This is a genomic window from Pseudooceanicola atlanticus (genome assembly GCF_000768315.1).
Taxonomy (GTDB): Bacteria; Pseudomonadota; Alphaproteobacteria; order Rhodobacterales; family Rhodobacteraceae; genus Pseudooceanicola; species Pseudooceanicola atlanticus.
This window is the reverse complement of the sequence record NZ_AQQX01000001.1, coordinates 61985-86481: the sequence shown is the minus strand read 5'-3', so window position 1 is coordinate 86481 and position 24497 is coordinate 61985. Positions and strand designations below refer to the sequence as shown.

Below are 24497 nucleotides of genomic sequence, written 5' to 3'. Positions count from 1 at the left end.
CCCGCCGGCACAACAAGGCAGGCCCATGGATATCAGTTTCGTCATCCTCGTAGAAATGCTCTACGCCATCGCGTCGCTCGTGCTGATCTCGGCCGGGCTGGCGGTCGTGTTCGGCATGATGAAGGTCATCAACCTCGCCCATGGCGAATTCATGATGATGGGCGGCTATGCGACGATCACCGCGGTCGGGCTGGGCGTGAACGTCTTCGTCGCGATGCTGGTCATCGCGCCGCTGATCGTCGGCCTGATCGGGCTGGTGGTGGAGCGACTGGTGATCCGGCACCTCTACGGGCGGCTGATTGACACGATGCTGGCCACCTGGGGCCTGAGCCTGATGTTCATCGGGCTGGCGACGATGATCTTCGGCAACACGACGACCGGGATTTCGACCCCGATCCAGGGCTTTTCGGTCGGGGATTACCAGGTCAACGGATACAACTTCTTCATCATCGTGATGGCGATCCTGCTGGTCGTCCTGCTTTACGCGGTCTTCAAGGGCACGCGGGCGGGGCTGATCGCGCGCGGCACGATGCAACGGTCCGACATGGCGGCGGCGCTTGGCTACAGCCCCGACCGCATCTACATGGCGACGTTCTTCTGCGGGTCGGCCCTGTCGGGGCTGGCGGGCGCGATCCTGGCGCCGCTGGTGGGCCTCGTGCCCACCTCGGGGGGCGCCTACATCGCCAAGGCCTTCATCACGGTGATCGCGGGCGGGCCATCGCTGATCGCGGGGCTTGTGTCGTCGGCCGCATCCTTCGGGTTCGTCAGCCAGGTCTTCACCTTCGCCATCTCGCCGGTGATCGGTGAGGTCGCGCTGCTGGTCGCCGCGGTGATCCTGCTCCGGGCCATGCCGCAGGGCATCACCAGCCGCTTCTTCAAGGGAAAGCTGTGATGACCCGCTCTGCCACCCGTGACGTGATCATGACGCTGGTCGTGTCGGCCATCCTGATCGCCGTGATGCCGATGCTGGTCGGGACCTATACGCTGACCGTGCTGGTCATCTACGGGATGCTTGGCCTCAGCCTCGGGCTGATCTGGGGCTTTGGCGGGATCCTGTGCTTCGGTCAGGCCGCGTTCTTTGGCCTCGGTGCCTATATCTACGCGATCTCGGCGATCAATATCGGGGAAAGCACCCTGCCGATGATCCTCGCCGTGGCTCTGACCGCGGGCTTCGCGCTGCTGCTGGGGGCGATGATGTTCTACGGGCGGCTGACGGATGTCTACCTGGGCGTCATCACGCTGGTGGTCACGCTGATCCTGTTCAAGTTCATCAACACCACTGCCGGGCCGCAATATAAGATCGGCGACGCGCGGCTGGGCGGCTTCAACGGCATCCCCGGCTTCCAGACGCTGAACGTGCCGGGCGATCCGGGCGCCTATATCTGGGGCGATGCGCTGTTCTATGTCTGCGCCGTGGCGCTGGTGATCGTCTTCCTTCTGGTGACCTGGCTCCTGCGGTCGTCCTTCGGCCGGATCGCCGTCGGCATCCGCGAGAACGAGACCCGCATGGCGCTGATGGGCTATGACGTGGCAGCGCGGAAGACGGTGCTGTTCGCCATCGGCGCAGGCATCGCGGGTCTGGCGGGCGCGTTCTTTGCCAACTGGGCCGAGATCGTGACGCCGACCCTGTTCTCGCTGGGCCAGTCGGCCGAGATCATCATCTGGTGCATTGTCGGCGGGCTGGGCACCCGGCTGGGCCCGATCGTGGGCGCCGCAGGTCTGGCCTACCTGAAGTTCATGCTGGGCCAGCAAAGCATGATCGACAACACGCTGATCATGGGGCTGGTGCTGGTGATCTTCGTGCTGTTCCTGCCGCGCGGGCTGGTGCCGGCCATCGGCTCTCTGTGGCAGGCCAGCGTGGGGCGCACGGCCCGCCGCCGTCCCGCCCGCCGTATGCGGAGGGCGCGTCATGGCTGAAACCGTTCTGGAAACCGCCGGTCTGACCATGCGCTTCGGCGGCGTCACCGCCAGCGACAACGTGGATTTCAAGCTGCAATCGCGCGAACTGCGCTGCCTGATCGGGCCCAATGGCGCGGGCAAGTCGACCTTCTTCAAATGCGTGACCGGGCTGCTGACCCCGTCCGAGGGCCATGTCTTCATGCGCGGACAGGAGGTCACGGGCTGGCATCCGCACCAGATCGCGTCGCTGGGCGTGGGCATCAAGACGCAGACGCCCAACGTGATGGATGCGCTGAGCGTGCATGAAAACATCTGGCTGGCCGCGCGCCGGTTCTTCGACGTGGCCGAGGCGCGGGCGCGGGCCGACGACGTGATCGAGCGGCTGGCCCTTGGCCCCATCGCCCGGACCGACCTGGGCCAGCTGGCCCATGGCGAACGGCAGCGGGTGGAGCTGGGCCTCGTTGCGGTGGCCGATCCCTGGCTGGTGCTGCTGGACGAACCGGCGGCGGGCATGAGCGCCACGGATGTCGACCGCATGACCACCATCATCCACGAGATGACGCGCTCTGCCGCCGTGGTGATCGTCGAACATGACATGCAGTTCATCCGCTCCATCGCGGAGACGGTGACGGTGTTCCACCAGGGCGCCGTGCTGATGGAAGACCACGTGGACCGCGTGATGGCCGATGAAACGGTGCGCCGCGTCTACCTAGGAAAGAACGCCTGATGAGCGAAGACCCGACCATAATGCTGAGCGCGAAGGGCCTGTCCGGCGGCTATGGCCGCGTGCCGATTCTGCATGGCATCGACCTGGAGGTGGCCGAGAACGAGGTCGTCGGCGTGCTGGGCCATAACGGCATGGGCAAGACGACCCTGTTGAAGACGCTGATGGGGTTCCTTCCCGCGACCTCGGGCCAGGTGCGGTTCGACCAGACCGACATCACCCGCGCCGCGCCCAATGAACGCGGGCAGATGGGCATCGGCTACGTGCCGCAGGGTCGGGGCATCTTTCCGCAGCTGAGCGTGCGCCACAACCTGCGCTTTGCCTGGCACGATTACGGCGCGGGCACAGAGGCCGAGGTGATGGAAAACGTCCTGAAGGACTTCCCCCGCCTGACCCGCCTGCTGGACCGCGACGGCGGCGCGCTGTCGGGTGGTGAACAGCAATTGCTGGCGCTGGCCCGCTGCCTGATGGGCAATCCCGATTTCCTGCTGCTGGACGAGCCGACCGAAGGCATCCAGCCCTCGATCATCGAGGAAATGGCCGAAACGCTGCTGCATCTGCGCGAAACCCGGGGCCTGTCGATCCTGCTGGTCGAGCAGAATTTCGACTTCATCGCCGATCTGTCCGACCGGGTGCTGGTGCTGGAACGGGGCCGGATCACCGGCACACTGCACCGTTCGGATTTCACCGATCGCGCGCGGGTGGACGAGCTTCTGGGCTTTGGCGCGCGCGGCACGCGGAAGGGCAGCGGCGCGCCCGCCCCGGCTGCGACCACGACCACGCCCCAGGCTGCGCCGCGCGCCAAACCGTCCTTCCCAGATTCCAAACCATCGCAACGACCCGGGCCGGAGATCTCTTCGCCCTCGCAACCTTCCAAGGTGACCGCCATGACCATCAAACGCCCGACCCTTTCGCAGATGCGCGCCATGGCGGACCGCTTCGGCATGTCCCTCTCGGACGAGGACCTGCTGGAATATACCGAGATCATCGAGCCGTTCATGCAATCCTATGACCGGCTGGACGCGATGCCCGACTACCTGCCCGAGGTCCGCTATCCAAGGTCGCCCGGCTATCACCCGGACCCGTCCGAGAACCCGCTCAACGCCTGGTACGTCAAGACAGAGGTGCGCGGCGCCCCCGACGGCAAGCTGCGCGGCAAGCGGATCGCCCTGAAGGACACGATCTGCCTGGCGGGCGTGCCGCTGATGAACGGATCGTCGATTATGGAGGGCTACACGCCCGAGATCGACGCCACCATCGTGACCCGGATGCTGGATGCGGGCGCGGTGATCGCCGGCAAGGCCCATTGCGAGAATTTCTGCCTGTCGGGCGGGTCGCACACCAATGCCAAGGGCCCGGTCCACAACCCGTGGAAACGCGGCTACATGGCGGGCGGGTCGTCCTCGGGGTCGGCCGCACTGGTCGCCGCCGGAGAGGTCGACATGGCCATTGCCGGGGACCAGGGCGGGTCGATCCGCATCCCGGCCTCGAATTGCGGGGTCTACGGGATGAAGCCGACGCATGGCCTTGTCCCCTATACCGGCGCGATGCCGATCGAGCAGACGATCGACCACCTTGGTCCGGTGACGAACAACGTCGCCGACAATGCCCTGCTGCTGGAGGTTCTGGCCGGCCCGGACGGTCTGGATCCGCGGCAATACAACCCGCAGGTCTATTCCTACACCGAGGCGCTTGGCCGGGGCGTGCATGGCATGCGCATCGGCATCCTGAAGGAGGGCTTCGCCCACGCCAATTCCGAACCGGACGTGGACCAGAAGGTGCTGAAGGCCGCAGAGCGGTTCCGCGACCTGGGCGCACGGGTCGAGAATGTCTCGGTCCCCGAACATTTCACCGCCATGGATGCCTGGACGGCGATCACGCTGGAAGGACTTCAGGACGGCATGATGTGGGGCAATTCCACCGGCACGAATTACAAAGGCCTCTTCCTGCCCTCGATGACCGACCACATGTCCCAGTGGAAGAACCGCGCAGATGAGCTCAGCCATTCGCTCAAGGCCTGCATGTTCGTGGGCGAACATGCCCAGCAGCAATATCGCGGGCGGTTCTACGGCAAGGCGCAGAACATCATGCGCAAGTGCAACGAACGCTACCTTGCCGCGCTGAAGCAATACGACCTGTTGCTGCTGCCGACCCTGCCGGTCAAGCCGCAGCCGCACCCGCCCGCCGATTGTTCGCTGAGCCTTTATGTCCAGCGCGCCTTCGAGATGACGGCGAATACCGCGCCCTTCAACGGCGGCCTGCCGGCGATGAGCCTGCCCTGCGGCCTGTCCGAAGGGCTGCCGATCGGGTTGATGCTGGTGGGACCGAATTACGGAGAGATGAAGATCTACCAGGCGGCGCACGCCTTCGAACAATCCGGCGACTGGCGCGACATGTGACGTCACCTGAGGAGGACAAGGGATGACCATCCTGAACGAAAGCATCGCGGGGCGTATCCGGACCTTCGGGACCGAAAGCACGACATCCGATCCCGTGGACCTCGCCCCGCGCGACGGGCGGTCCTACGTTCAGGGGCCCGCGACGCCGCCGCTGGTCTATGCCACGATCCCCCAGATGCTGAGCGATGCGGTGTCCCGCTACGGCCCGCGCGACGCACTGATCTTTCCGGACAAACGGCTGAGCTATTACGATTTCGACCGCGCGGTGGACGAACTTGCCTCGGGCTTTCTCGCGCTCGGGCTGGAAAAGGGCGACCGGCTGGGCATCTGGTCGCCGAACCGGCTCGAATGGGTGCTGACGCAATTCGCCACGGCCCGGATCGGCGTCGTGCTGGTCAACATCAACCCCGCCTATCGCCTGGCCGAGCTGGACTATGCGCTCAACAAGGTGGGCTGCAAGGCGCTGGTGCTGGCGCGGTCGTTCAAATCGTCGGATTACCTCGGGATGATCCGGTCGCTGGCGCCGGAAATGGACAGCGCCGAAAAGGGTCGCCTGCACGCCGCCAAGGTCCCCGCGCTGCGCCACGTCATCGTCATGGGCGACGCCGTGCAAGGCGCCTGGAGCTTTGACGAGGTCACGACGCTCGGCGGCCCGGCGCAGCAGCTGCGCCTGCCGCAGATCGACCGGGGGCTTCAGCCCGACGACGCGATCAACATCCAGTTCACCTCGGGCACGACCGGCCATCCCAAGGGCGCAACGCTGTCCCATTACAACGTCCTCAACAATGCCCGCTTCGTCACCGACCGGATCAAGCTGACCGAAAGTGACAGGCTGGCGATCCCGGTGCCGCTCTATCATTGCTTCGGCATGGTGATGGGCGTGCTGGGCGCGGTCAGCAAGGGCGCCGCCATGGTCTTTCCGGGCGAGGCCTTCGATCCGTCGGACACGCTGGACGCGGTCAGCACGGAACGCTGCACGGCGCTTTACGGCGTGCCCACCATGTTCGTCGCCATGCTGGCCGAGCTGGACAACCGGCCCCGCGACCTTGGCGCCTTGCGCACCGGGATCATGGCGGGCGCCCCCTGCCCCGTTTCCGTCATGCGCGCCGTCAACGACCGCATGAACATGTCCGAGGTCACGATCTGCTACGGCATGACCGAAACCTCGCCCGTCTCGTTCCAGAGTTTCGTCGACGACCCGCTGATGCGCCGCTGTGAAACCGTGGGACGCGTGCATCCGCATCTCGAGGTCAAGATCGTGGACGAGGACGGCGCGATCCTGCCCCCGGGCCAGTCGGGCGAGCTGTGCACCCGCGGGTATTCGGTCATGAAGGGCTATTGGGGCGACCCCGACCGCACCGCCGAGGCGATCCGCGACGGCTGGATGCATACCGGCGATCTGGCGGTGATCGACGAAGAGGGCTTCTGCGCCATCACCGGCCGGGTCAAGGACATGATCATCCGCGGCGGAGAGAACATCTATCCCCGCGAGATCGAGGAATTCCTGCTGACCCACCCACAGGTCCGCGACGCGCAGGTCTTCGGCATTCCCGACGACCGCCTGGGCGAAGAGGTCTGCGCCTGGGTCGTGGCCGGCGATGCCAGCCTGACCGAGGACATGCTGCGCAGCCATTGCACGGGCCAGATCGCCCATTTCAAGGTGCCCCGGCATTTCCGGCTGGTCGGTGAACTGCCGATGACGATCACGGGCAAGCCGCAGAAATTCGTGATGCGGGACCAGATGGTGGCCGAGCTGGGCAAGTCCGATGGGCCGCGCGCGGTCTGAGCGTGAGGGACGGGTCTGACCCGTCCGCCCTCACGGGCGAAGCCGCGCCGCGCGAACGACTGACCTTGCGCCGGTCACGCCCTCACGGGTCCAGCGTGCGGGCCTGGTCGATCAGCAGGATCGGGATGCCGTTGCGGATCGGGAAGGCCAGGTTCGCCTTCTTCGAGATCAGCTCCTGCGCCTCGACGTCGTAAGACAGGGTCTCGTGGGTCTGCGGGCAGACCAGCGCCTCCAGCATGTGGCGGTCGAAAAGCGGGGCCTTCGGGTGGTCGGCCTCTTGCGATTGGGTCATTGCATCACTCCGTAATCCTCGCCGCCACGCAGGGCGTATTCGATCAAGGTGACCAATGTCTCGCGCCGGGTCGACAGGCTGGGCGCTTCCAGCAGCGCCTGCTTTTCTTCCGGTTCGAACCCCAGCAGCATCGAGAGCGAATTGATCAGCATCTCGTTATCCGCCTCTTTCAGGGTTTCCCAGTCCGTATCCAGCGACTTGGCCGAGAAATAGCGCGCCAGCAGGTCCAGGAACCGGTCGCGGTCGAAATTACGGTCTTCGACCGGTTCGCGCAGGTCGTCCTCGAACCCGGTCCAGTCGACAGAGGCGCGGCGATAGGGGGCAAAGCCCGGAACTTCCTCGCGGATGCGGTAGCGGGAAATGCCGGCCAGGGTGATCATGTAGCGCCCGTCCTCGGTTTCCGAGAACTGGGTGACCCGCCCGGCACAGCCGATGCGATGCAGCGGCGGGCCTTCGGGCCCATCCTCGACCTGCGGGCGCGGATCGGGCTGCACCATGCCGATCAGGCGGTGCGGCGTTTTGAGCGCATCATCCAGCATCGCCAGGTAACGCGGTTCGAACAGGTGCAACGGCAGCCGGGCACGCGGCAGAAGCAGCGCGCCAGGCAATGGAAACACGGGGATAACTTCGGGAAGATCGGCGGCTCTGAACATAGGCATCAGCTAGCGCGCCCGTTCCGTCAGGCAAATATCATCGAGCTGAGTTTCCGCCGTCCCGATAGCGCAACCGGATCCTTGGCATCCAGCGCCTCGAAAATGGTCAGAAGCTGCGCCTTCGCGGCCCCGTCATTCCACTCGCGATCGCGCCGGAACAGCTCCAACAGCTGGTCGACCGCGCCCGCCACGTCACCCGAGGCATGCAGCGCCTTGGCCAGGTCCAGCCGGGCCTGATGGTTGTCGGGCTCCGCCTCGACCGTCGCGGTCAGTTCGGCCACCGGGCCGACGCCCGCGGCCTGCTTGGCCAGTTCGATCTGGGCATGCACGGCCTCAAGCTCGGGCGCCTTGCTGATTTCGACCGGGGCGCCGTTCAGCGCGGCCTCGGCCTGGTCCAGCTGATCCATGGCCAGGTAGGTGCGCACCAGACCGGCATAGGCGGCGGCGTGATGCGGTTCTTCCTGCAGGATGGCGGCGAAGGTCTGCTGTGCGTCCTCGGCGGCGCCTTCGGCCAGCATTTCCTCGGCCGCGGCCACGGCATCGTCCAGCCCGCCAGAGCTGTCACCACCCCCGGCTTCGATCGCCTTGGCGATGAAGGCGTCGATCTCCGAGGCCGGCACGGCCCCCTGGAACATGTCCACCGGACGGCCCTGCACGAAGGCGACGACGGTCGGGATGGATTGCAGCGGCAGTCCCTGCTGCGCCAGGGCCTGGGCCAGGCGCTGGTTCTGGTCGACGTCGATCTTGGCCATCTTCACCGCGCCCTTGGCCTTGGTCACGGCGGTTTCCAGCATCGGGCCAAGCGTCTTGCACGGGCCGCACCAGGTGGCCCAGAAGTCGACGATGACGGGCACCTCCATCGAGGCCTCCACGACATCGGCCATGAAATTCTCTTCGGTGACGTCCTTGATCAGGTCGCCCGTATTGGCGCTCTCTTGCGCTCCGCCCAGTTCGATCATCGGTGCCATTCCTGTCATTTTGGTCCGGTTTCCCCTTATATGGACGGCATGGCCGCGACTTCCAAGGCCCGACTGCCCGGCGCGACATTGAAACCGAGGGTGCTATGAAACTGATCGAAGGCATGCAGAGCGCCATGGGCCTGGACCGGACGGGATGGGCGCGCCATGCCAACCCCTGGTCGGTCTACACCCGCTACAGCGTGCTGCCCCTCTTCGTCCTCGCGGTCTGGAGCCGTGACTGGCTGGGCTGGGGGGCACTGATCCCGGTGATCCTCGTGGTGATCTGGGCCCGGGTGAACCCGCACCTCTTTCCGCCACCGGCCAGCACGCGCAGCTGGGCGTCGCGGGCGGTGATGGGCGAACGGGTCTGGATCAACCGTGCCCGCGTGCCGATCCCGCAGGCGCATGCAAAATGGGCGCTTGGCCTGTCGGTGCTGAACGGCTGCGGGCTGATCCCGCTGACCTACGGGCTGATCGCCAAGGACGCGGGCTGGACCGCCTGCGGCATGGCCATCATCCTGATCGGCAAAAGCTGGTTCCTGGACCGAATGACCCGCCTTTTCGACGACATGTCGGACCACGACACCTATCGCGACTGGCTGAAGTAAGACCCGCCCGAGTTAAAGGTCGAACGTCGCCAGAACCGGCGCGTGATCCGACGGTTTCTCGTAGCCGCGCACATGCCGAAGGATACGCGAGGAATGCCCGGCATTCGAAATATCCGGCGTCGCCCAGACATGATCCAGCCGCCGCCCCTTATCCGCCGCATCCCAGTCGGGCGAGCGGTAGGACCACCAGGAATAGAGCAGTCCCTCGGGGATGTCCTGCCGGGTGATATCGACCCATTTGCCGGCCTCCTGCGTCTCGGCCAGGTGATCGACCTCGATCGGGGTGTGCGACACGACCTTCAGCAGCTGCTTGTGGCTCCAGACGTCATCCTCGCGCGGGGCGATGTTCAGGTCGCCCACCAGGATAGCCTTTTCCGGCGTTTCGTCGCGGAACCAGTCGCGCATGTCGGTGAGGTAATCGAGCTTCTGGCCGAATTTCTCGTTCACCTCGCGGTCGGGCTTGTCGCCCCCGGCGGGGACGTAGAAATTGTGGATCGTGACGCCGTTTTCCAGCCGCCCGGCGATATGGCGGGCATGGCCCAGACCGGCGAAATCCTTGTCGCCCCTGTCCTCGATCGGCAGCTTGGACAGGATCGCCACCCCGTTATAGCCCTTCTGGCCGCGCGCGATCATGTGGGTATAGCCCAGTTCGGCGAACCGTTCGCGCGGGATCTTGTCGACCGGTGACTTGCATTCCTGCAGGCACAGAACGTCCGGGCCTTCTTCCTCAAGGAACTGGCAGACCAGGGGTTCGCGCAGGCGGACCGAGTTGATGTTCCAGGTGGCGAGGGTGAAGGACATGGGCATTCTCCGGCTTGGATCCGCCCTGACCTAACATGACAGACCCGGCGGGTAAGCCCGAAAATCGCGCAAAGCGGGCGCGTCTTAACGGGCAGGCAAGTTTTTCGCGTTAGGGCGAAGACATGATGGACCGGAGATCTCTGATGGCGCTGACCATGGCGCTCGGGCTGACGGCGGGGGGACCGCTGCTGGCGCTGGCCACCGTGCCGTCGGGCAATGACGGGATCGTCCTCGTGGTGACGCCGCCCTGGCGCGACCTGGCCGGCGTGATCGACGTGGCCGGTGGCCGCCAGATCGGGCCGGACACCGCGTATCTGGGCGCGCTTGCCACCGGTGAAGGGGCCGATTTCGCCGCACGCCTGCGGCAGGGCGGCGCCTGGGCGGTCTTTGACGGTGGAACTCTCGCGGCCTTGTGTGGATGGGAAACATGACGACAAAAACGAAATTTGAAATGGCCCAGGATACGGCGATGCAGCGTATCGTCTGGGCCGCCTGGGCCTTTGTTCCCGCAGCGCCGATCGCGGCGCTCGCGGTCGGCAATGCCTGGCTGCCGGTCCTGCTGTTCGGCCTCGTGGCCGCCGGCCTGGGGCATGTGGGCTCTATGGGCGGGGGCAGCACCGGGCGTATCCTGGCGGCGCTTGGCCTGATCGCGCAGGCGATGACCTTCACCGCCGCGTTTTCCGGTCATCCGTGGCAGCTCGACAGCCACATGTTCTTCTTTGCCCTTCTGGCGATCACCATGGCGATGTCCGATGCCAACGTGATCCTCGTCGTGGCGACCGTCGCGGCGGTGCACCACCTGACCCTGTCGGTCCTCATGCCCGGCCTGATCTTCCCGTCCACCGACGTGATCGAGAACCTTGAACGCACTGCGCTGCATGGTGCCATCGTGGTGCTCGAGGCGGCCGTGCTTTATTTCGCGATCCGCCAACGGGTCGACATGGACGCCGACATGCTCGAGGCGCAGACCGCCCGGGAAGAGGCAGAGGCGCGCGATCGCTCCCGGCAGAAGGCAATGATGACGACCCAGCGCCAGGTCGTGGAACAGCTGGGCTGGGCCATGGATCGCCTGGCCAAGCGCGACCTGACCGCCCATATCGACACCGAATTCGGCGAGGAATACGACCAGCTCCGCCGCAACTTCAACACCGCCGTGGACGAACTGCGCAAGACCGTCCAGATCGTCATGCACAACGCGGAGATGGTGACCAACGATTCGGGCGCGATTTCCACCGCGGCCAACGACCTGGCCACCCGGACCGAACGACAGGCCGCCGGGCTGGAAGAGGCCGTGTCGGCCATGCACGAGATCTCTGCCTCCGTCCGCCTGTCGGCAGAGGCCGCGCAACGCGCCAACCTCGTCGTCGACAATGCCCGCAACCATGCCGAGGCCTCGGGAGAGGTCGTGCAGGCCGCGACCAACGCCATGGCTTCGATCGAACAATCCTCCCAGGCGATTTCCCGCATCACCGAGGTGATCGACGAGATCGCGTTCCAGACCAACCTGCTGGCCCTGAACGCAGGCGTCGAAGCGGCGCGGGCAGGCGAGAACGGCCGTGGCTTCTCCGTCGTGGCAACAGAGGTGCGGGCGCTGGCGGCGCGGTCCTCCAACTCCGCACGGGAGATCAAGGAACTGATCGCCACCTCGTCCGACCAGGTGGGCAACGGCGTGGAACTGGTCCGCAAGACCGGAGAGGCGCTTGGCCGTATCTCCGACGCGGTGACCGAGGTCGCCTCGCACGTGGCAGAAATCGCCGGCTCGGCCGAGGAACAGGCCAGCACGATCTCCGCCATCGAGAACACCATGCAGGAGCTTGACCAGGTCACCCAGCAGAACGCCGCCATGTTCGAGGAAACCTCCGCCGCCAGCGTCGCCCTGTCGCGCGAGGCGCAGACCCTGAACGACGCGGTCACCCGGTTCGATATCGGATCGAACGGGCCAGGCGCGGCCAATGTCGTCGGCATGGCCCCCCGCGCGAAACCGGCCCCGCGCCCGGCGCGACCCGCCGTGGCGCAGCAGCAGGTCAACGGCCCGGCCGCGTCCTCAGCCAGCGACGATTGGGACGAATTCTGAACCGCCTGCGCCCGGCCCCATTTGGGCCGGGCCGCCCCGGCAGCGTAACGGCCGCCAGATGACGAAGACCGTCACGAACCCGCCAGACGCTTGATCCGACAGGCCCAAACCGCATACCGTTCCGATAGATTTCAATGATCCGGACCGTTCCATGCGCCGCCTATTGACCCAAGCCCTTGCCATCCTCACCCTGGCCGCCGCCACCGCGGCCCCCGCCTTGGCCCAGGATTGGCAGCATTATTCCGACCAGCGCGGCCACGGTGCCTTTGTCTGTCCCACCGGCCCGCACCCCTCGGGTCAGCGGGTCTGTTTCGAACTCTATTGCGAGGCCGAGGGCGCGCCGCTGGAATGGCACGTCACCCTGTCAGGCTACGCGCTGGATCATGGGCCACAGCCCCTGACGATCCAGGTCGACGGCGCCAACCGTGCCGCCCTGCTGATGCTTCAGCATGTCAATGACGGCGATATCGACCTGCGCCTGCCCTTCGAACCCGCCCCGCACGAACCCTTGCTCCATGTGCTGGCGCGCGGGGCCAGCGGCATCCTCTACCTCGGCGTCGGCGATAATCAGATCACCCTGCCCATGTCGCTCAATGGGTCGGCCGTGGCGCTGTCCAAGGTTCAGCCGCTCTGCGGTCACGAGGATTACGACCCCATCGTCATCCCCGATCACAAGCCGAAGCCCCAGGCCGATTACATCCTCGGCGCGGTCGAGGTGCGCGACATGCTGGTCGGCCGGCAGCTGACTTGGGAAAATGCCGGCGGCAAGGCGATCACCACCTACAAGCCCAACGGCCAATACGAAGGCCTAACGATCGACGGCGACAGCAAACGCCCCAACAAGGGCAGCTGGTGGCTGATCGACAATGGCAATGTCTGTTGGAAGGGGGGCGCCGCGACCGGCTGTTTCCAGTTCCGGCAGGAGGCCGGTCAACTGCACGCCTATCGCGTGGATGGGGGCCAGGACCTGCATCTGGGGCAGGTCCTGATCCGGGACTAGCGCCTAACAGGCGCCAGCAATCATTCGCCGGGTCATTCGGCGGCGCGGCGGGGCAGCACCCAGTCGGGCCGCGGGAAATGGCAGGTATAGCCGTTCGGGATACGCTCTAGGTAATCCTGGTGCTCCGGCTCGGCCTCCCAGAAGTCGCCCACCGGCTCCAGTTCGGTCACGACCGTGCCGGGCCAGATGCCACTGGCATTCACGTCGGCAATCGTGTCCTCGGCCACGGCCTTCTGCGCGTCGTCGACATAGTAGATGGCGGACCGATAGCTCAGCCCGATATCGTTGCCCTGCCGGTTCAGCGTGGTCGGGTCGTGGATCTGGAAGAAGAATTCCAGCAATTGCCGATAGGTGATCTTGGTCGGGTCGAAGAAGATCTCGATCCCCTCCGCATGGGTGCCATGATTGCGGTAGGTCGCATGGGGCACGTCGCCCCCGGTATAGCCCACGCGGGTGCGAGTGACGCCGGGCAGCTTGCGGATCAGGTCCTGCATGCCCCAGAAACAACCTCCGGCCAGGACGGCGCGGTCTTCGCTCATGATATGTCCTCCACTTGGTTCAGATAATCGCCATAGCCCTCGGCCTCCATCTCCTCGCGCGGGATGAAGCGGAGCGAGGCGGAATTGATGCAATAGCGCAGCCCCCCGCGATCCATCGGACCGTCGGGAAAGACATGGCCCAGATGGCTGTCACCATGCTTGGACCGGACCTCGGTGCGGATCATCCCGTGGGTGGTATCGCGCAGCTCGGTCACGTGGGCGGGCTCGATCGGCTTGGTAAAGCTCGGCCAGCCGCAACCGCTCTCGTACTTGTCGGACGAGGCGAACAGCGGCTCTCCCGAGACGATGTCGACAAAGATGCCGGGGCGTTTTTCGTTCAGCAATTCCCCGGTTCCAGGGCGTTCCGTGCCGTTTTCCTGCGTGACCCGGTATTGTTCCGGGGTCAGGCGGGCAAGGGCATCGGGATCGCGTAGGTATTCAGGCATGATCTGTCTCCGGCTGTTCTGTGACAGAATATGTGCATCCCTGCACAATGTTCAAATCACCTTTGTTTTGCAGGGCTTTCGGGCCGCTCACCAACCGCTCAAATCTACTTTACCGGGGGACCTATAGCGTTCTGAAAATGAACGGTTATTTCTCCTGTCGAGGCCGCAAGGAAAGCCTCTTACACAGTAGAAAGAAAGGTACACACAATGTCCACTCTGACCAAAATCGCATCCGCCGCAGCCGTCGTCGCAATCAGCGCATCTTCGGCCTTCGCACTGGAAACCGTCGAAACCTCCGTGCCGACCTCGCTGCAGAACAGCCGCCTGGCCGACGCCGAGCACATCGACAGCGTGACCGTGAACGTCGAACAGATCGCCGCTCCGGCATCCATCGACGAAACGCTGTTCCAGACGACCGGCCGCACGACCACCACCGTGGTCGCGACGACAGCCGATACCGGCGCACCGGAATCGCTCCGCAACACCCGCCTGCTGCAGCAGTAATCGCTGCGGCTGACGGAAAGACATCCGGTTTTTCATGATCGGATGGAAGCGTGCCCGTGACAGGGGCGCCTTTCGCGGGGCTTCGGCCCCGCGACTAATATGGGCCTTGCAGGTAAAGGCCCGGGCCCGGTCCCGAGGGCCGGTCCGAGCGGTGAAATTCACTGCCCGCTCACGAACCTGTCAGACGGAAACCCAAGAACTTTCAGAATTTTTCGGAACCAAATTTCGACAGCTGCTGTTGTCCCACCAATGACCGGCCGCGGTATGGTCCGCTGGTTCGGACAAAGAGACAAAGGAGCATGTAACTATGCGTACGAACATGAAAATTTTTGGTATCGCCGCTATTCTGACTTCCGTTTCCGGTGCTGCCCTGGCGCAGGAAGCCGTTGAAACGCAGGTCCCCAAATCCCTCGAAGATTCCCGCCTGGTCGAGCAGGGCGACGTCAACAGCGTGACGACCTTCACCGAAGAGCAGATCATCGAAGAATCCGCCACCGACACCGACCTTGCCGAAACCGGCGACATCACCTCCACCGAGGTGGCAGAGACCGACGACGACATGGCCCCGGAATCGCTGGCAACCAGCCGTCTGGCCGAAGCCGGTGAAATCGAAGCGATGGACGACCCGTCCTACCTGTTCGTGACGCCGATGGCCGACGCTGAAGGCGCCGTGATGTGGGAAGACGAGCAGGCCGCTGAAATGCGTTCCGCCATCCTGGCCAACACCATGGTCTCGTCCGAGCTGGAAGCACAGGGCTACAACGAGAACGACGTTGTTGCTGCCTACACCAATGCCGAAGGTGGCCTGACCATCCTGGTCGACTAACACCTTACGGTCCCTCGGTTAACAAGTTCCGCCCCGGATTGCCCCCCGCGCAATCCGGGGCTTTTTCCGTCTCGCGCCGGGAAAGGTCCCGCCCCGTCAAACGGCCTCAGCCAGCCGTGCCGCCGCCCACCGGGCCGCATCGGCCACGCTGTCATCCGGGTCATCGGTCAGGCGCTGCGCCACGGGCCGCAGCCGGGCCTGCCCGGAATTCCCGATCGCATACAGAACGTTACGCACGAACCGGTCGCGCCCGATCCGCTTGATTGGCGACCCGCTGAACCGGGCGCGGAACCCCGCATCGTCCAGCGCGGCCAGCTCTTCCAGCGCGGGCGCGGTCAGATCCTCGCGGCCGCGATATCGGATCTCCCGGGCCTCCACGGCGAACTTGTTCCAGGGACAGATCGCAAGGCAATCGTCGCAACCATAGATGCGGTTGCCCATCAGGGGGCGCAGGTCGGGATCGACCGGGCCCTTGTGCTCGATGGTCAGGTAGGAAATGCAACGCCTTGCATCCAGTTGGTAGGGCGCGGGAAAGGCATCGGTTGGGCAGACATCCAGGCAGCGCCGGCACGACCCGCAATGATCGACCTCCGCCGCGTCGGGCTCCAGCTCCAGCGTGGTAAAGACCGACCCGATGAAGAACCAGTTGCCCAAGCCCCGCCCCACCAGGTTGGTGTGCTTGCCTTGCCAGCCCAGCCCGGCCGCCTGGCCCAGGGGCTTTTCCGGCACCGGCGCGGTGTCGACGAACACCTTCACCTGCACTTCCGGATCGGTCTCCGCGATCAGCCAGCGCGCCACCCGCTTCAGCCGCTTCTTGACCAGGTCGTGGTAATCGCGGTTCTGGGCATAGACGGAAATCGCCGCCCTGTCGGGATGCTCCAGCACCTCCAGCGGGTCATGCTCGGGGGTATAGCTTTCGGCCAGCATGATGACCGACCGCGCCTCGGGCCACAGCACCGACGGATCGCCCCGCCAATGCGCGCGGTCCTCCATCCAGCCCATCTGCCCATGATAGCCCGCATCCAGAAAGGCTCGCAGCCGCCCTGCCACCTCGGGCACATCGCCCGGCCGGCAGATGCGGCAGGCGTCGAACCCCTCGGCCAACGCCTGATCGACGAGACGCGCCTTCAACCCGGCCATGCTTCATCTTGCCGGAAATACTCCGGGGGTAGGCGGCAAAGCCCGGCTTTGCCGACAGGGGGCAGCGCCCCCTGGCAACGGACGGGTTCAGAAGTCCAGGTCGGCATAATGCGCAGGCGGCGGAAAGCCCGGCACCTGGTCGGCCAGGATCGACCGGAAGGCCGGGCGCGACTTGATCTTGGCATACCAGTCCTTGACAACATCCGACCGGTTCCAGTCCACGTCCGAGATGTAGTCGAGCGACGACAGATGCGCGGCGGCCGCAAAATCCGCCAGCGTCATCCGGTCGCCCGCCAGCCAGCGGCGGCGGTCCAGCAGGAAGGTCATGTAATCCAGGTGGAACTTGATCTTCTGGGCACCGGTCTTGACGTTGCGGCTTTCGGGATAGCCCTGCCCGGTGATCTTCTTGTTCACCCTTTCATACAGCAGGTTGGCCGTGACCTCGTTGTGGAACTTGTCATCGAACCAGCTGACCAGCCGCCGCACCTCGTAACGGTCGTCGGTGCCACGCGGCATCAGCGACGGCTCGGGATAGGCTTCCTCCAGCCATTCGCAGATCGGCGCGCTTTCGGCCATGGTCTTGCCGTCGATCTTCAGCACCGGGACCTTGCCGGCCGGGTTGCGCCGCAGGAAATCGGCGTCTTTTTCCCAGTAGCGCTCTTCGACCAGCTGACATTCGATGCGCTTTTCGGCCAGCGAGAGCCTTACCTTGCGGCAGAACGGGGACAGGGGAACGTGAAACAGGGTGGCCATGATCAAACCTTCGGACATTGCCCTGTCATTGCGTGTCGGACGCCCGAATTCAATACTCTATCCGCAAAGAGGCCCGGATCCGCCCATCCCGTCCCGCAGCGTGGAACGGGTCTCAGGCCGGGCAATCGGGGCTGTCGGTCGGAAGCGCGCGAAAGGCCGCGAACTTGCCCTCCGACTGCATCATTTCCTGTGCCCAGCCCAGCTCTTCCCCGTCGATATTGATCCGCCACATCCGGCCGAAATAATCGCCGGTTTCAGGCCCGTGGAAATAGCCGTCGACCATGTAATTCAGCTCCGCGCTGTATTCGACCATCAGGCGCAGATGGGCCAGCATCGCCTGCAGGGCCGCGCCGTCGCCATCCGGATCGGTGCTATCGGCATAGACCTTGCCGCCGGAATAAAGGAACCCGGTGGTCCAGGCGGCCATTTCCGCCTCCGACAGCTTTTCGTAATCGACGCCAGGCCCAGCACCCAGCTGCATCCGCAGGGTGTCGTAATAGGGCACCGTCACGTCCAGGGCGTAATTGCGGAACGATCCATGGCCCGCGGCGCCCTCGTATTTCAGATGTTCGTTATGTTCGCGCAGCACCTGCAGGAAGGTCGCCCTGTCCTGCACGAAATAGGACATGACACCGACCGAATTGCCCGCCTCGACCGTCAGGTCGCCGGGCTCGTAGACCAGTTCATTCATCAGGATCATTCCAAAGCCGGTCTCTTCAAACCACAGCTCGGACACGAACCCTTCGGAGACATAGTTGAACTGGTTGGCGCCATCGCTCAGCTGGCTGTTGCGGCGAAAGGCGGTGGTTTTCTCGACCCAGGGTCCCAGCGTCTGTTCATAGGTGCAGGTCTTCAGCACCTGCGCCGGGTCCAGCACCCAGGGGTAAGGCCCTTCGGTGCCGGTCGTCTGGGCCTGTACCGGCGGCGCGGTTGCAAGGATAAGGCCCAGGGCCGCGGTCGAAATCGTTCGCAAGGTCATGTCCCCTTTTCGGCCGGACCGCGGCCCGGGACGTGTAAACTGGTGCTATCTTGCGAAAAGCCCTGCAATCACGTCAAGGCCTTAGCCCGGTCAGGGCCGCGCAATCACCCTTCGAAACAGGCGGATCGCCCATCATTGCGGATCGTGGCCGCGCCATCCATGATCGCCGCCGTCCGCCGCCGCGTGACCGTGTCGGGATTGACCGGCGACCGCGATTTCGGCGAGGGCAGGATCGCCGCCAGCCGCGCGGCCTGCAAATCGCTCAGCGCGTCGGGACCGATGCCGAAGTAATGATGCGCGGCGGCGTCGATGCCGAACACGCCCTCGTCGAATTCCGCCATGTTCAGGTAAACCTCGACGATCCGGCGCTTGGACCAGAACAGCTCCACCATGGGGGTCAAAGACGCCTCCAGCGCTTTCCGCAGCCAGCTTCGCCCGTGCCAGAGATAGACATTCTTGACCACCTGCTGGGTCAGGGTCGACGCACCGCGATTGCCCCCAGCCTCGATCGCGTTGCGGATGGCTGTAATGTCGAACCCCCAATGCGAACAGAAATTCGCATCCTCCGCCGCGACGACCGACCGGGCCATGACCGGGGCGACCTCTTCGATCGGGACCCATTGGTGATCCAGTTCGCCCAGGCGCAGCTCTTCGCGTTTCATGTAGATGCCGGTGCGGGGGTTCAGCCAGCCATAGACGGCCACGGCACAGACCGCGAGCACCACCGCCAGCGCCGCCAGCCGCAGGATCGTCCGGCGCAGCCAGCGGAACGGGCGGAACCGCGGTTCCGCCTTGGACTTGGCCGACCGCGCATTGCCGCGGCCGCCCTTCCCGGTCTTCGATTTCGTCGTGGTTTTTGCCCGTCTCGCCATGGCGCGAATGTAGGCCAGCACGGGGGCGAAGTTAATCTCAATTCGCCCCGGCGCGCGGTCGCTTGCGGGTGCTGTCGATTACGTCGAACAGGCCCAGGCGCGGACCCGGCAATTGCGGCCGTTTTCGACGCAATAGGCGATGGCGGTGCTTTCGGCATCCGACCGGGTCGACGCCCAGCCCCAGCCCCAACCGCCATTGTCGGCCACCGCGATGGCCCCGCAGGTGTTGTAGAAGGTCTTGACCACCGTGCAGTTCCAGCCGCAGCCATCCTGCGCGACGTTCACCGCCTCGTCCTCGGAAAATTGCCCGTAGGAATAGCCCCAGGCCCCGTTCGGGCCGAACCCGACCGCTCCCCAGCAATAATCGTAACCACAGCTTCCGGCATGAGCCACCGGTGCTAGAACCATCGCCACGGCCAGCGCCGCGCGTCGCAGAATTCGCATGTGAAATATCCCCCCGATATACTCGTATAACCCTAGCAGCGGTCCGCAAACCGCCAAAGGTGTATTTCGATCACAGATTTATCCACAATCCACGCGATTTTCACCGGAGGGTTCCGTTGCGGCATCCGCCTGATTCCACGCCGCGTCACGAAACGGAAAAAGGGCGCCGCATCAGCGGCACCCTTTTGTTTTCGTTGCACTTTCAGGCCACAGCCCGGGTCGGGAATCACTCCGCCGGCATCGCCTTTTCTTCCACGCTCAGCGGGTAAGGCAGGTGGACCAGCATCTCTTTCGGACAGACCTGCACGAACTTATCCTTTTCCAGGTCCCAGTTCTGCAGCAGGTCCGAGCCCTTGCGGCTGGCGGTTTCGGCGACATGGCGTTCGATCAGGCCTTTCAGCTGATCCTGCCAATGTTCGACCGTCACCGGGCAGGTCACCAGCGTCTCCATGTTCATCATGGTTTCCGCATTGCCCTCGGGATCGTAGAGATACGCCATGCCCCCGGTCATGCCGGCGCCGAAGTTCGGCCCGATCTCGCCCAGGATCACCGCGATACCACCGGTCATGTATTCACACCCGTTGGAGCCACAGCCCTCGATCACCACCTTCGCGCCCGAATTCCGCACGGCGAACCGTTCACCCGCACGACCGGCGGCGAACAGGTAACCGTCGGTGGCACCGTAGAGCACCGTGTTGCCGATGATCGTGTTGTCGGCGGCGACCAGCGGGCTTTCCATCGGCGGACGCACCACGACGGTGCCACCCGACAGCCCCTTGCCGACATAGTCGTTGGCCTCGCCCATCACCTCGATCTTCAGGCCCGGGGCCGCGAACGCGCCCAGCGACTGACCGGCCGAGCCCGACAGCTTCACCGTCAGGTGATCCGCCTGCAGCGCGTTGCGCATGCCGAAGTTCTGCACGATATGCGACGAGGTCCGCGTGCCGACCGACCGGTGCGTGTTCTGCACCGCATAGCTCAGCTGCATCTTCTCGCCGTCCTTCAGGAACCGCGCGGCATCGCGCACGATTTCCACGTCCAGCGTTTCCGGCACGGCGTTGCGCGGCTTTTCGCGGTTGTAGACGATGTTCTTGGACCCATCGACCGTGATCAGCAGCGGGTTCAGGTCCAGATCGTCCAGGTGATCCGCACCACGGCTGACCTGGCTCAGCAGGTCGGCCCGGCCGATCACCTCGTCCAGCGACCGCGCCCCGATGGAGGCGAGGATTTCCCGCACTTCCTGGGCGTAGAAGGTGATGAGGTTCACCACCTTGTCCGCCGTCCCGGTGAACTTGGCGCGCAGCGCCTCGTCCTGGGTACAGACGCCCACCGGGCAGGTGTTGGACTGGCACTGACGCACCATGATGCAGCCCATGGCGATCAGCGCGGCGGTGCCAATGCCGTATTCCTCGGCGCCCATCATCGCGGCCATGACGATGTCACGCCCGGTCCGCAGACCACCATCGGTCCGCAGCGTCACGCGATCCCGCAGCTTGTTCATCGCCAGAACCTGGTGCGCTTCGGTCAGGCCCATTTCCCAGGGCAGACCGGCGAACTTGATCGACGTGCCCGGGGACGCGCCGGTGCCACCGTTGTGACCCGAGATCAGGATGATATCCGCCTTGGCCTTGGCCACACCGGCGGCAATCGTGCCAACACCTGACGACGCCACCAGCTTCACCGTGACCTTCACGGTCGGGTTGATCTGCTTCAGGTCGTAGATCAGCTGCGCCAGGTCCTCGATCGAATAGATATCGTGGTGCGGCGGCGGCGAGATCAGCGTGACGCCCTTGGTCGAATGCCGCAGGCGGGCGATCAGGTCGGTGACCTTCATGCCGGGCAGCTGGCCACCCTCGCCGGGCTTGGCACCCTGGGCGACCTTGATCTCAAGCTCTTCACACTGGTTCAGGTATTCGGCGGTCACACCGAAGCGGCCCGACGCCACCTGCTTGATCTTCGCGGACGGGTTGTCGCCATTGGGTTCGGGCACGAAGTGTGCCGGATCCTCGCCACCCTCGCCGCTGTCGGATTTCGCGCCGATGCGGTTCATCGCGACGTTCAGCAGCTTGTGCGCCTCGGGCGACAGCGCGCCCAGCGACATGCCCGGCGTCACGAACCGCTTGCGGATCGAGGTGATCGACTCGACCTCTTCCAGCGGGATCGCGTTGCCCAGCGGCTTGATCGCCAGCAGGTCGCGCAGGTGGATCGGCGGGTTCGCCTGCATCCGTGCGCTGTACTGCTTCCAGATCTCGTAGGAGGACCGGTTACAGGCCGATTGCAGCATGTGCATCGTCTGCGCTTCCCATGCGTGGGTCTCGCCGGATTTGCGGGCCTTGTAGAAGCCGCCGATCGGCAGGACGTCCAGGCCGGACAGCCAGCCGCGCGAATGCACGTCCTCGACCTTCTTCTGGATGCCCGAGACACCGATGCCCGAGATGCGGGACGTCATGCCGGGGAAGAACTCCGCGCACATGGCGCGCGACAGGCCGACGGCCTCGAAGTTCAGACCGCCGCGATAGGACGACACGACGGAAATCCCCATCTTCGACATGATCTTGAGAAGACCCTGGTCGATGGCTTCGCGGTACATCGCCACGGCCTCGGTCAGGGTCATGTCCAGCAGGCCGCGCTTGATGCGGTCGGCCAGGCTGTCCTCGGCCAGGTAGGCGTTGACGATGGTCGCGCCACAGCCCAGCAGCACGGCAAAGTAATGCGGATCGACACATTCAGCCGAACGGACGCCCAGCGAACAGAAGGTGCGCAGCCCCTTCTGGGTCAGCCAGGAATGCACCGCGCTGGTGGCCAGGATCATCGGCATGCCGACCTTGCCCGGCCCCTGGTTCTGGTCGGTCAGGATCACGTGGCCGCCGCCCGAACGCACGGCCTCTTCGGCCTCGGCACGGATGCGGTTCAGCGCCTGGCGCAGGGCATCCGGTCCGGACCCGACGTCGAAGGTACAGTCGATCTCGCTCAGGCCCGCGTTGAAATGCTGCTTCAGCTCTTCAAACTGGGCATTGGCCACGAAGGGGCTGTCCAGCACGAAGATCTCGGTCTGGGAGGACGACTCGTCCAGCACGTTCTTCAGGTTGCCGAACCGGGTCTTCAGCGACATGACGCGGAATTCGCGCAGGCTGTCGATCGGCGGGTTCGTCACCTGGCTGAAGTTCTGGCGGAAGTAATGCGACAGGTTGCGGTACTTGTTGGACAGAACGGCGGACGGCGTGTCGTCGCCCATCGAGGCCAGCGGCTCTTTCCCGTCCTCGGCCATCGGCGCAAGCACCTGTTCCAGGTCCTCGATGGTCAGCCCGGCCGCGATCTGCCGCTTGCGCAGTTCCGCACCCTCGTAGATCGGCTTTTCCTCGACCTTGGACAGCTCGTCTTCCAGGTCGTTGATCTTGCCGACCCATTCACCGAACGGCTGCGACGCGGAGAGCTTATCCTTGATCTCCTTGTCGTGGTACAGCTTGCCCTCTTTCATATCGACGGCGATCAGCTGCCCCGGACCCAGCGCGCCCTTTTCGCGCACCGTGCCTTCGTTCGACGGCACCATGCCGGCCTCGGACCCGGCGATCAGCAGGCCATCGCCGGTCACGACATAGCGCATCGGGCGCAGGCCGTTCCGGTCCAGGCCACCACAGACCCAGCGGCCATCGGTCATGGCCAGCGCGGCGGGGCCGTCCCACGGCTCCATCACGCCGTTGCAGTAATTGTACATGTCGCGCCAGGCCTGCGGCAGTTCCGTGGCCTGCTTGGACCAGCTTTCCGGCACCAGCATCGTCTTGGCCATCGGCGCAGACCGGCCCGCGCGCACCAGCACCTCGAACACCGCGTCCAGCGCAGCACTGTCCGAGGAGCCCGACGGGATGATCGGCTTGATGTCTTCCGCCAGGTCCCCGAACGTGCCCGAGGCCATGCGGATCTCGTGGCTCTTCATCCAGTTGATGTTGCCCTTGATCGTGTTGATCTCGCCGTTATGGGCCAGCATGCGGAACGGCTGGGCCAGCCACCATTGCGGGAAGGTGTTGGTGGAATAACGCTGGTGATAGACGGCAAAGGCCGATTCAAAGCGTTCGTCCTGCAGGTCCGGGTAGAAGACCGCGACCTGTTCCGCCAGCATCATGCCCTTGTAGATGATCGACCGGCAGCTCAGCGACGCGATGTACAGCCCGTCGATCTGCGCGGCGGCCACGGCCTTTTCGATGCGGCGGCGGATCACGTAAAGCTCGCGCTCGAACTGCTCCTCGTCCACGCCCTTGGAGTTCGAGATCAGGATCTGCTCGATCTCGGGACGGGTCGCGTTGGCCTTTTCACCCAGGCATTCGATATCCACCGGCACATGGCGCCAGCCGTAGATATAGTACCCCATCCGCAGCACTTCGGCCTCGACGATGGTCCGGCAGGTTTCCTGGGCGCCGAAATCCGTGCGCGGCAGGAAGACCTGGCCCACGGCCATCAGCTCTCCGGTGCGGGGCTCGTGGCCGGTGCGCTTGATCTGGTCGTAGAAGAAGGGCACGGGGATCTGCACGTGGATGCCGGCGCCGTCGCCGGTCTTGCCGTCGGCATCGACGGCCCCGCGGTGCCAGATCGCCTTCAGCGCCTTGATCCCGGCCTCCACGACCTTGCGGCTTTTCTTGCCGTCGATGGACACGACCAGCCCGACCCCGCAGGAGGAATGCTCTTCCTCCTCGGAATACATGCCGTTCTCGGCCATCCACTTGCGCTTCGCTTCCTCGGCGCGGGCCCAGTCTGCATCGTATTTCGTCATGTCACATCTCCTTGGCCAGAGTGGCATCTAAGCC

At 64.8% G+C, this 24497-nt stretch carries 23 protein-coding genes; 11 read left to right on the top strand and 12 right to left on the bottom strand.

Annotation, left to right across the window (positions count from 1 at the left end):
* Positions 1-25: 25 nt before the first annotated feature.
* Genes ATO9_RS00385 through ATO9_RS00365 form a run of 5 tightly spaced genes read left to right on the top strand, consistent with a single transcriptional unit; the run spans position 26 to position 6808 of the window.
* Positions 26-892: an ABC transporter permease subunit gene (locus ATO9_RS00385; RefSeq protein WP_043743590.1), complete on the top strand. Its 867-nt coding sequence runs from the start codon at positions 26-28 to the stop codon at positions 890-892.
* Positions 892-1917 carry a branched-chain amino acid ABC transporter permease gene (locus ATO9_RS00380; RefSeq protein WP_043743587.1) on the top strand — a complete coding sequence of 342 codons (1026 nt, stop codon included), beginning with the start codon at positions 892-894 and terminating at the stop codon, positions 1915-1917. The genes ATO9_RS00385 and ATO9_RS00380 overlap by 1 nt, the downstream gene beginning before the upstream one ends.
* The gene (locus ATO9_RS00375; protein WP_043743586.1) at positions 1910-2626 is read left to right on the top strand and encodes an ABC transporter ATP-binding protein; all 717 of its coding nucleotides are present in this window, start codon (positions 1910-1912) and stop codon (positions 2624-2626) included. Before ATO9_RS00380 ends, ATO9_RS00375 begins: the two co-directional genes overlap by 8 nt.
* Positions 2626-5022: an amidase gene (locus ATO9_RS23790; RefSeq protein ID WP_081979397.1), complete on the top strand. Its 2397-nt coding sequence runs from the start codon at positions 2626-2628 to the stop codon at positions 5020-5022. The genes ATO9_RS00375 and ATO9_RS23790 overlap by 1 nt, the downstream gene beginning before the upstream one ends.
* Positions 5023-5044: 22 nt before the next feature.
* A complete protein-coding gene (locus ATO9_RS00365; protein WP_043743584.1) occupies positions 5045-6808 on the top strand; it encodes an AMP-binding protein in 1764 nt (587 codons plus the stop codon).
* A gap of 82 nt (positions 6809-6890) precedes the next feature.
* Here ATO9_RS00365 and ATO9_RS00360 read toward each other — a convergent pair whose 3' ends face one another.
* The 3 genes from ATO9_RS00360 to ATO9_RS00350 are packed head-to-tail and all read right to left on the bottom strand — an operon-like array spanning position 6891 to position 8712.
* Entirely contained in the window at positions 6891-7100 is a 210-nt protein-coding gene (locus ATO9_RS00360; protein ID WP_043743582.1) for a Trm112 family protein, read from the bottom strand.
* Positions 7097-7753, bottom strand: a complete 657-nt coding sequence (locus ATO9_RS00355; protein ID WP_043743580.1) for an LON peptidase substrate-binding domain-containing protein — start codon at positions 7751-7753, stop codon at positions 7097-7099. The genes ATO9_RS00360 and ATO9_RS00355 overlap by 4 nt, the downstream gene beginning before the upstream one ends.
* Positions 7754-7779: 26 nt before the next feature.
* Positions 7780-8712, bottom strand: coding sequence for a tetratricopeptide repeat protein (locus ATO9_RS00350; protein WP_043743577.1), 933 nt, complete (start codon positions 8710-8712; stop codon positions 7780-7782).
* A gap of 104 nt (positions 8713-8816) precedes the next feature.
* Between ATO9_RS00350 and ATO9_RS00345 the strand changes: the two genes are divergently transcribed.
* Positions 8817-9320, top strand: coding sequence for a DUF6653 family protein (locus tag ATO9_RS00345; protein WP_052418010.1), 504 nt, complete (start codon positions 8817-8819; stop codon positions 9318-9320).
* 12 nt (positions 9321-9332) lie between these two features.
* Here ATO9_RS00345 and ATO9_RS00340 read toward each other — a convergent pair whose 3' ends face one another.
* Entirely contained in the window at positions 9333-10121 is a 789-nt protein-coding gene (locus ATO9_RS00340) for an exodeoxyribonuclease III (protein ID WP_043743575.1), read from the bottom strand.
* Between the two features lie 143 nt (positions 10122-10264).
* Here ATO9_RS00340 and ATO9_RS00335 point away from each other — a divergent pair, with 143 nt between their 5' ends.
* The 3 genes from ATO9_RS00335 (at position 10265) to ATO9_RS00325 (ending at position 13195) form a co-directional block, all read left to right on the top strand.
* Positions 10265-10552, top strand: coding sequence for a hypothetical protein (locus tag ATO9_RS00335; protein ID WP_052418009.1), 288 nt, complete (start codon positions 10265-10267; stop codon positions 10550-10552).
* Positions 10549-12195, top strand: a complete 1647-nt coding sequence (locus ATO9_RS00330) for a methyl-accepting chemotaxis protein (protein WP_162183045.1) — start codon at positions 10549-10551, stop codon at positions 12193-12195. Before ATO9_RS00335 ends, ATO9_RS00330 begins: the two co-directional genes overlap by 4 nt.
* Before the next feature lie 151 nt (positions 12196-12346).
* Entirely contained in the window at positions 12347-13195 is an 849-nt protein-coding gene (locus tag ATO9_RS00325; protein ID WP_043743571.1) for a hypothetical protein, read from the top strand.
* 32 nt (positions 13196-13227) lie between these two features.
* On the opposite strand, the gene msrA is transcribed toward ATO9_RS00325, so the two are convergent.
* Both msrA and msrB read right to left on the bottom strand, forming a co-directional pair.
* Positions 13228-13734 carry a peptide-methionine (S)-S-oxide reductase MsrA gene (msrA, locus tag ATO9_RS00320; RefSeq protein WP_043743569.1) on the bottom strand — a complete coding sequence of 169 codons (507 nt, stop codon included), beginning with the start codon at positions 13732-13734 and terminating at the stop codon, positions 13228-13230.
* Positions 13731-14180: a peptide-methionine (R)-S-oxide reductase MsrB gene (gene msrB / locus ATO9_RS00315; protein WP_043743568.1), complete on the bottom strand. Its 450-nt coding sequence runs from the start codon at positions 14178-14180 to the stop codon at positions 13731-13733. Before msrB ends, msrA begins: the two co-directional genes overlap by 4 nt.
* 207 nt (positions 14181-14387) lie before the next feature.
* Here msrB and ATO9_RS00310 point away from each other — a divergent pair, with 207 nt between their 5' ends.
* Both ATO9_RS00310 and ATO9_RS00305 read left to right on the top strand, forming a co-directional pair.
* Positions 14388-14684 (top strand): hypothetical protein, encoded by a 297-nt coding sequence (locus ATO9_RS00310; RefSeq protein ID WP_043743567.1) that lies wholly within the window; start codon positions 14388-14390, stop codon positions 14682-14684.
* A gap of 319 nt (positions 14685-15003) precedes the next feature.
* Entirely contained in the window at positions 15004-15510 is a 507-nt protein-coding gene (locus ATO9_RS00305) for a hypothetical protein (protein ID WP_156127727.1), read from the top strand.
* Between the two features lie 96 nt (positions 15511-15606).
* On the opposite strand, the gene queG is transcribed toward ATO9_RS00305, so the two are convergent.
* The 6 genes from queG to gltB form a co-directional block, all read right to left on the bottom strand.
* Positions 15607-16650, bottom strand: a complete 1044-nt coding sequence (queG, locus tag ATO9_RS00300) for a tRNA epoxyqueuosine(34) reductase QueG (RefSeq protein ID WP_043743563.1) — start codon at positions 16648-16650, stop codon at positions 15607-15609.
* Between the two features lie 87 nt (positions 16651-16737).
* Positions 16738-17403, bottom strand: coding sequence for an FtsZ-binding protein FzlA (gene fzlA, locus ATO9_RS00295; RefSeq protein ID WP_043745357.1), 666 nt, complete (start codon positions 17401-17403; stop codon positions 16738-16740).
* Positions 17404-17515: 112 nt separating this feature from the next.
* On the bottom strand, positions 17516-18382 hold the full coding sequence (locus tag ATO9_RS00290; protein ID WP_043743560.1) for a hypothetical protein: 867 nt from the start codon (positions 18380-18382) through the stop codon (positions 17516-17518).
* Between the two features lie 104 nt (positions 18383-18486).
* Entirely contained in the window at positions 18487-19254 is a 768-nt protein-coding gene (gene mtgA, locus ATO9_RS00285; RefSeq protein ID WP_043745353.1) for a monofunctional biosynthetic peptidoglycan transglycosylase, read from the bottom strand.
* 78 nt (positions 19255-19332) lie between these two features.
* Entirely contained in the window at positions 19333-19698 is a 366-nt protein-coding gene (locus ATO9_RS00280) for a DUF4189 domain-containing protein (RefSeq protein WP_052418007.1), read from the bottom strand.
* A 226-nt stretch (positions 19699-19924) separates the two neighbouring features.
* Positions 19925-24463, bottom strand: a complete 4539-nt coding sequence (gene gltB / locus ATO9_RS00275; protein WP_043743559.1) for a glutamate synthase large subunit — start codon at positions 24461-24463, stop codon at positions 19925-19927.
* Positions 24464-24497: the final 34 nt, after the last annotated feature.

Coding starts and splice junctions, on each gene's coding strand:
- ATO9_RS00385 (WP_043743590.1), top strand. CDS start 26: ATGGATATCAGTTTCGTCATCCTCGTAGAAATGCTCTACGCCATCGCG.
- ATO9_RS00380 (WP_043743587.1), top strand. CDS start 892: ATGACCCGCTCTGCCACCCGTGACGTGATCATGACGCTGGTCGTGTCG.
- ATO9_RS00375 (WP_043743586.1), top strand. CDS start 1,910: ATGGCTGAAACCGTTCTGGAAACCGCCGGTCTGACCATGCGCTTCGGC.
- ATO9_RS23790 (WP_081979397.1), top strand. CDS start 2,626: ATGAGCGAAGACCCGACCATAATGCTGAGCGCGAAGGGCCTGTCCGGC.
- ATO9_RS00365 (WP_043743584.1), top strand. CDS start 5,045: ATGACCATCCTGAACGAAAGCATCGCGGGGCGTATCCGGACCTTCGGG.
- ATO9_RS00360 (WP_043743582.1), bottom strand. CDS start 7,100: ATGACCCAATCGCAAGAGGCCGACCACCCGAAGGCCCCGCTTTTCGAC.
- ATO9_RS00355 (WP_043743580.1), bottom strand. CDS start 7,753: ATGTTCAGAGCCGCCGATCTTCCCGAAGTTATCCCCGTGTTTCCATTG.
- ATO9_RS00350 (WP_043743577.1), bottom strand. CDS start 8,712: ATGATCGAACTGGGCGGAGCGCAAGAGAGCGCCAATACGGGCGACCTG.
- ATO9_RS00345 (WP_052418010.1), top strand. CDS start 8,817: ATGAAACTGATCGAAGGCATGCAGAGCGCCATGGGCCTGGACCGGACG.
- ATO9_RS00340 (WP_043743575.1), bottom strand. CDS start 10,121: ATGTCCTTCACCCTCGCCACCTGGAACATCAACTCGGTCCGCCTGCGC.
- ATO9_RS00335 (WP_052418009.1), top strand. CDS start 10,265: ATGGCGCTGACCATGGCGCTCGGGCTGACGGCGGGGGGACCGCTGCTG.
- ATO9_RS00330 (WP_162183045.1), top strand. CDS start 10,549: ATGACGACAAAAACGAAATTTGAAATGGCCCAGGATACGGCGATGCAG.
- ATO9_RS00325 (WP_043743571.1), top strand. CDS start 12,347: ATGCGCCGCCTATTGACCCAAGCCCTTGCCATCCTCACCCTGGCCGCC.
- msrA (WP_043743569.1), bottom strand. CDS start 13,734: ATGAGCGAAGACCGCGCCGTCCTGGCCGGAGGTTGTTTCTGGGGCATG.
- msrB (WP_043743568.1), bottom strand. CDS start 14,180: ATGCCTGAATACCTACGCGATCCCGATGCCCTTGCCCGCCTGACCCCG.
- ATO9_RS00310 (WP_043743567.1), top strand. CDS start 14,388: ATGTCCACTCTGACCAAAATCGCATCCGCCGCAGCCGTCGTCGCAATC.
- ATO9_RS00305 (WP_156127727.1), top strand. CDS start 15,004: ATGAAAATTTTTGGTATCGCCGCTATTCTGACTTCCGTTTCCGGTGCT.
- queG (WP_043743563.1), bottom strand. CDS start 16,650: ATGGCCGGGTTGAAGGCGCGTCTCGTCGATCAGGCGTTGGCCGAGGGG.
- fzlA (WP_043745357.1), bottom strand. CDS start 17,403: ATGGCCACCCTGTTTCACGTTCCCCTGTCCCCGTTCTGCCGCAAGGTA.
- ATO9_RS00290 (WP_043743560.1), bottom strand. CDS start 18,382: ATGACCTTGCGAACGATTTCGACCGCGGCCCTGGGCCTTATCCTTGCA.
- mtgA (WP_043745353.1), bottom strand. CDS start 19,254: ATGGCGAGACGGGCAAAAACCACGACGAAATCGAAGACCGGGAAGGGC.
- ATO9_RS00280 (WP_052418007.1), bottom strand. CDS start 19,698: ATGCGAATTCTGCGACGCGCGGCGCTGGCCGTGGCGATGGTTCTAGCA.
- gltB (WP_043743559.1), bottom strand. CDS start 24,463: ATGACGAAATACGATGCAGACTGGGCCCGCGCCGAGGAAGCGAAGCGC.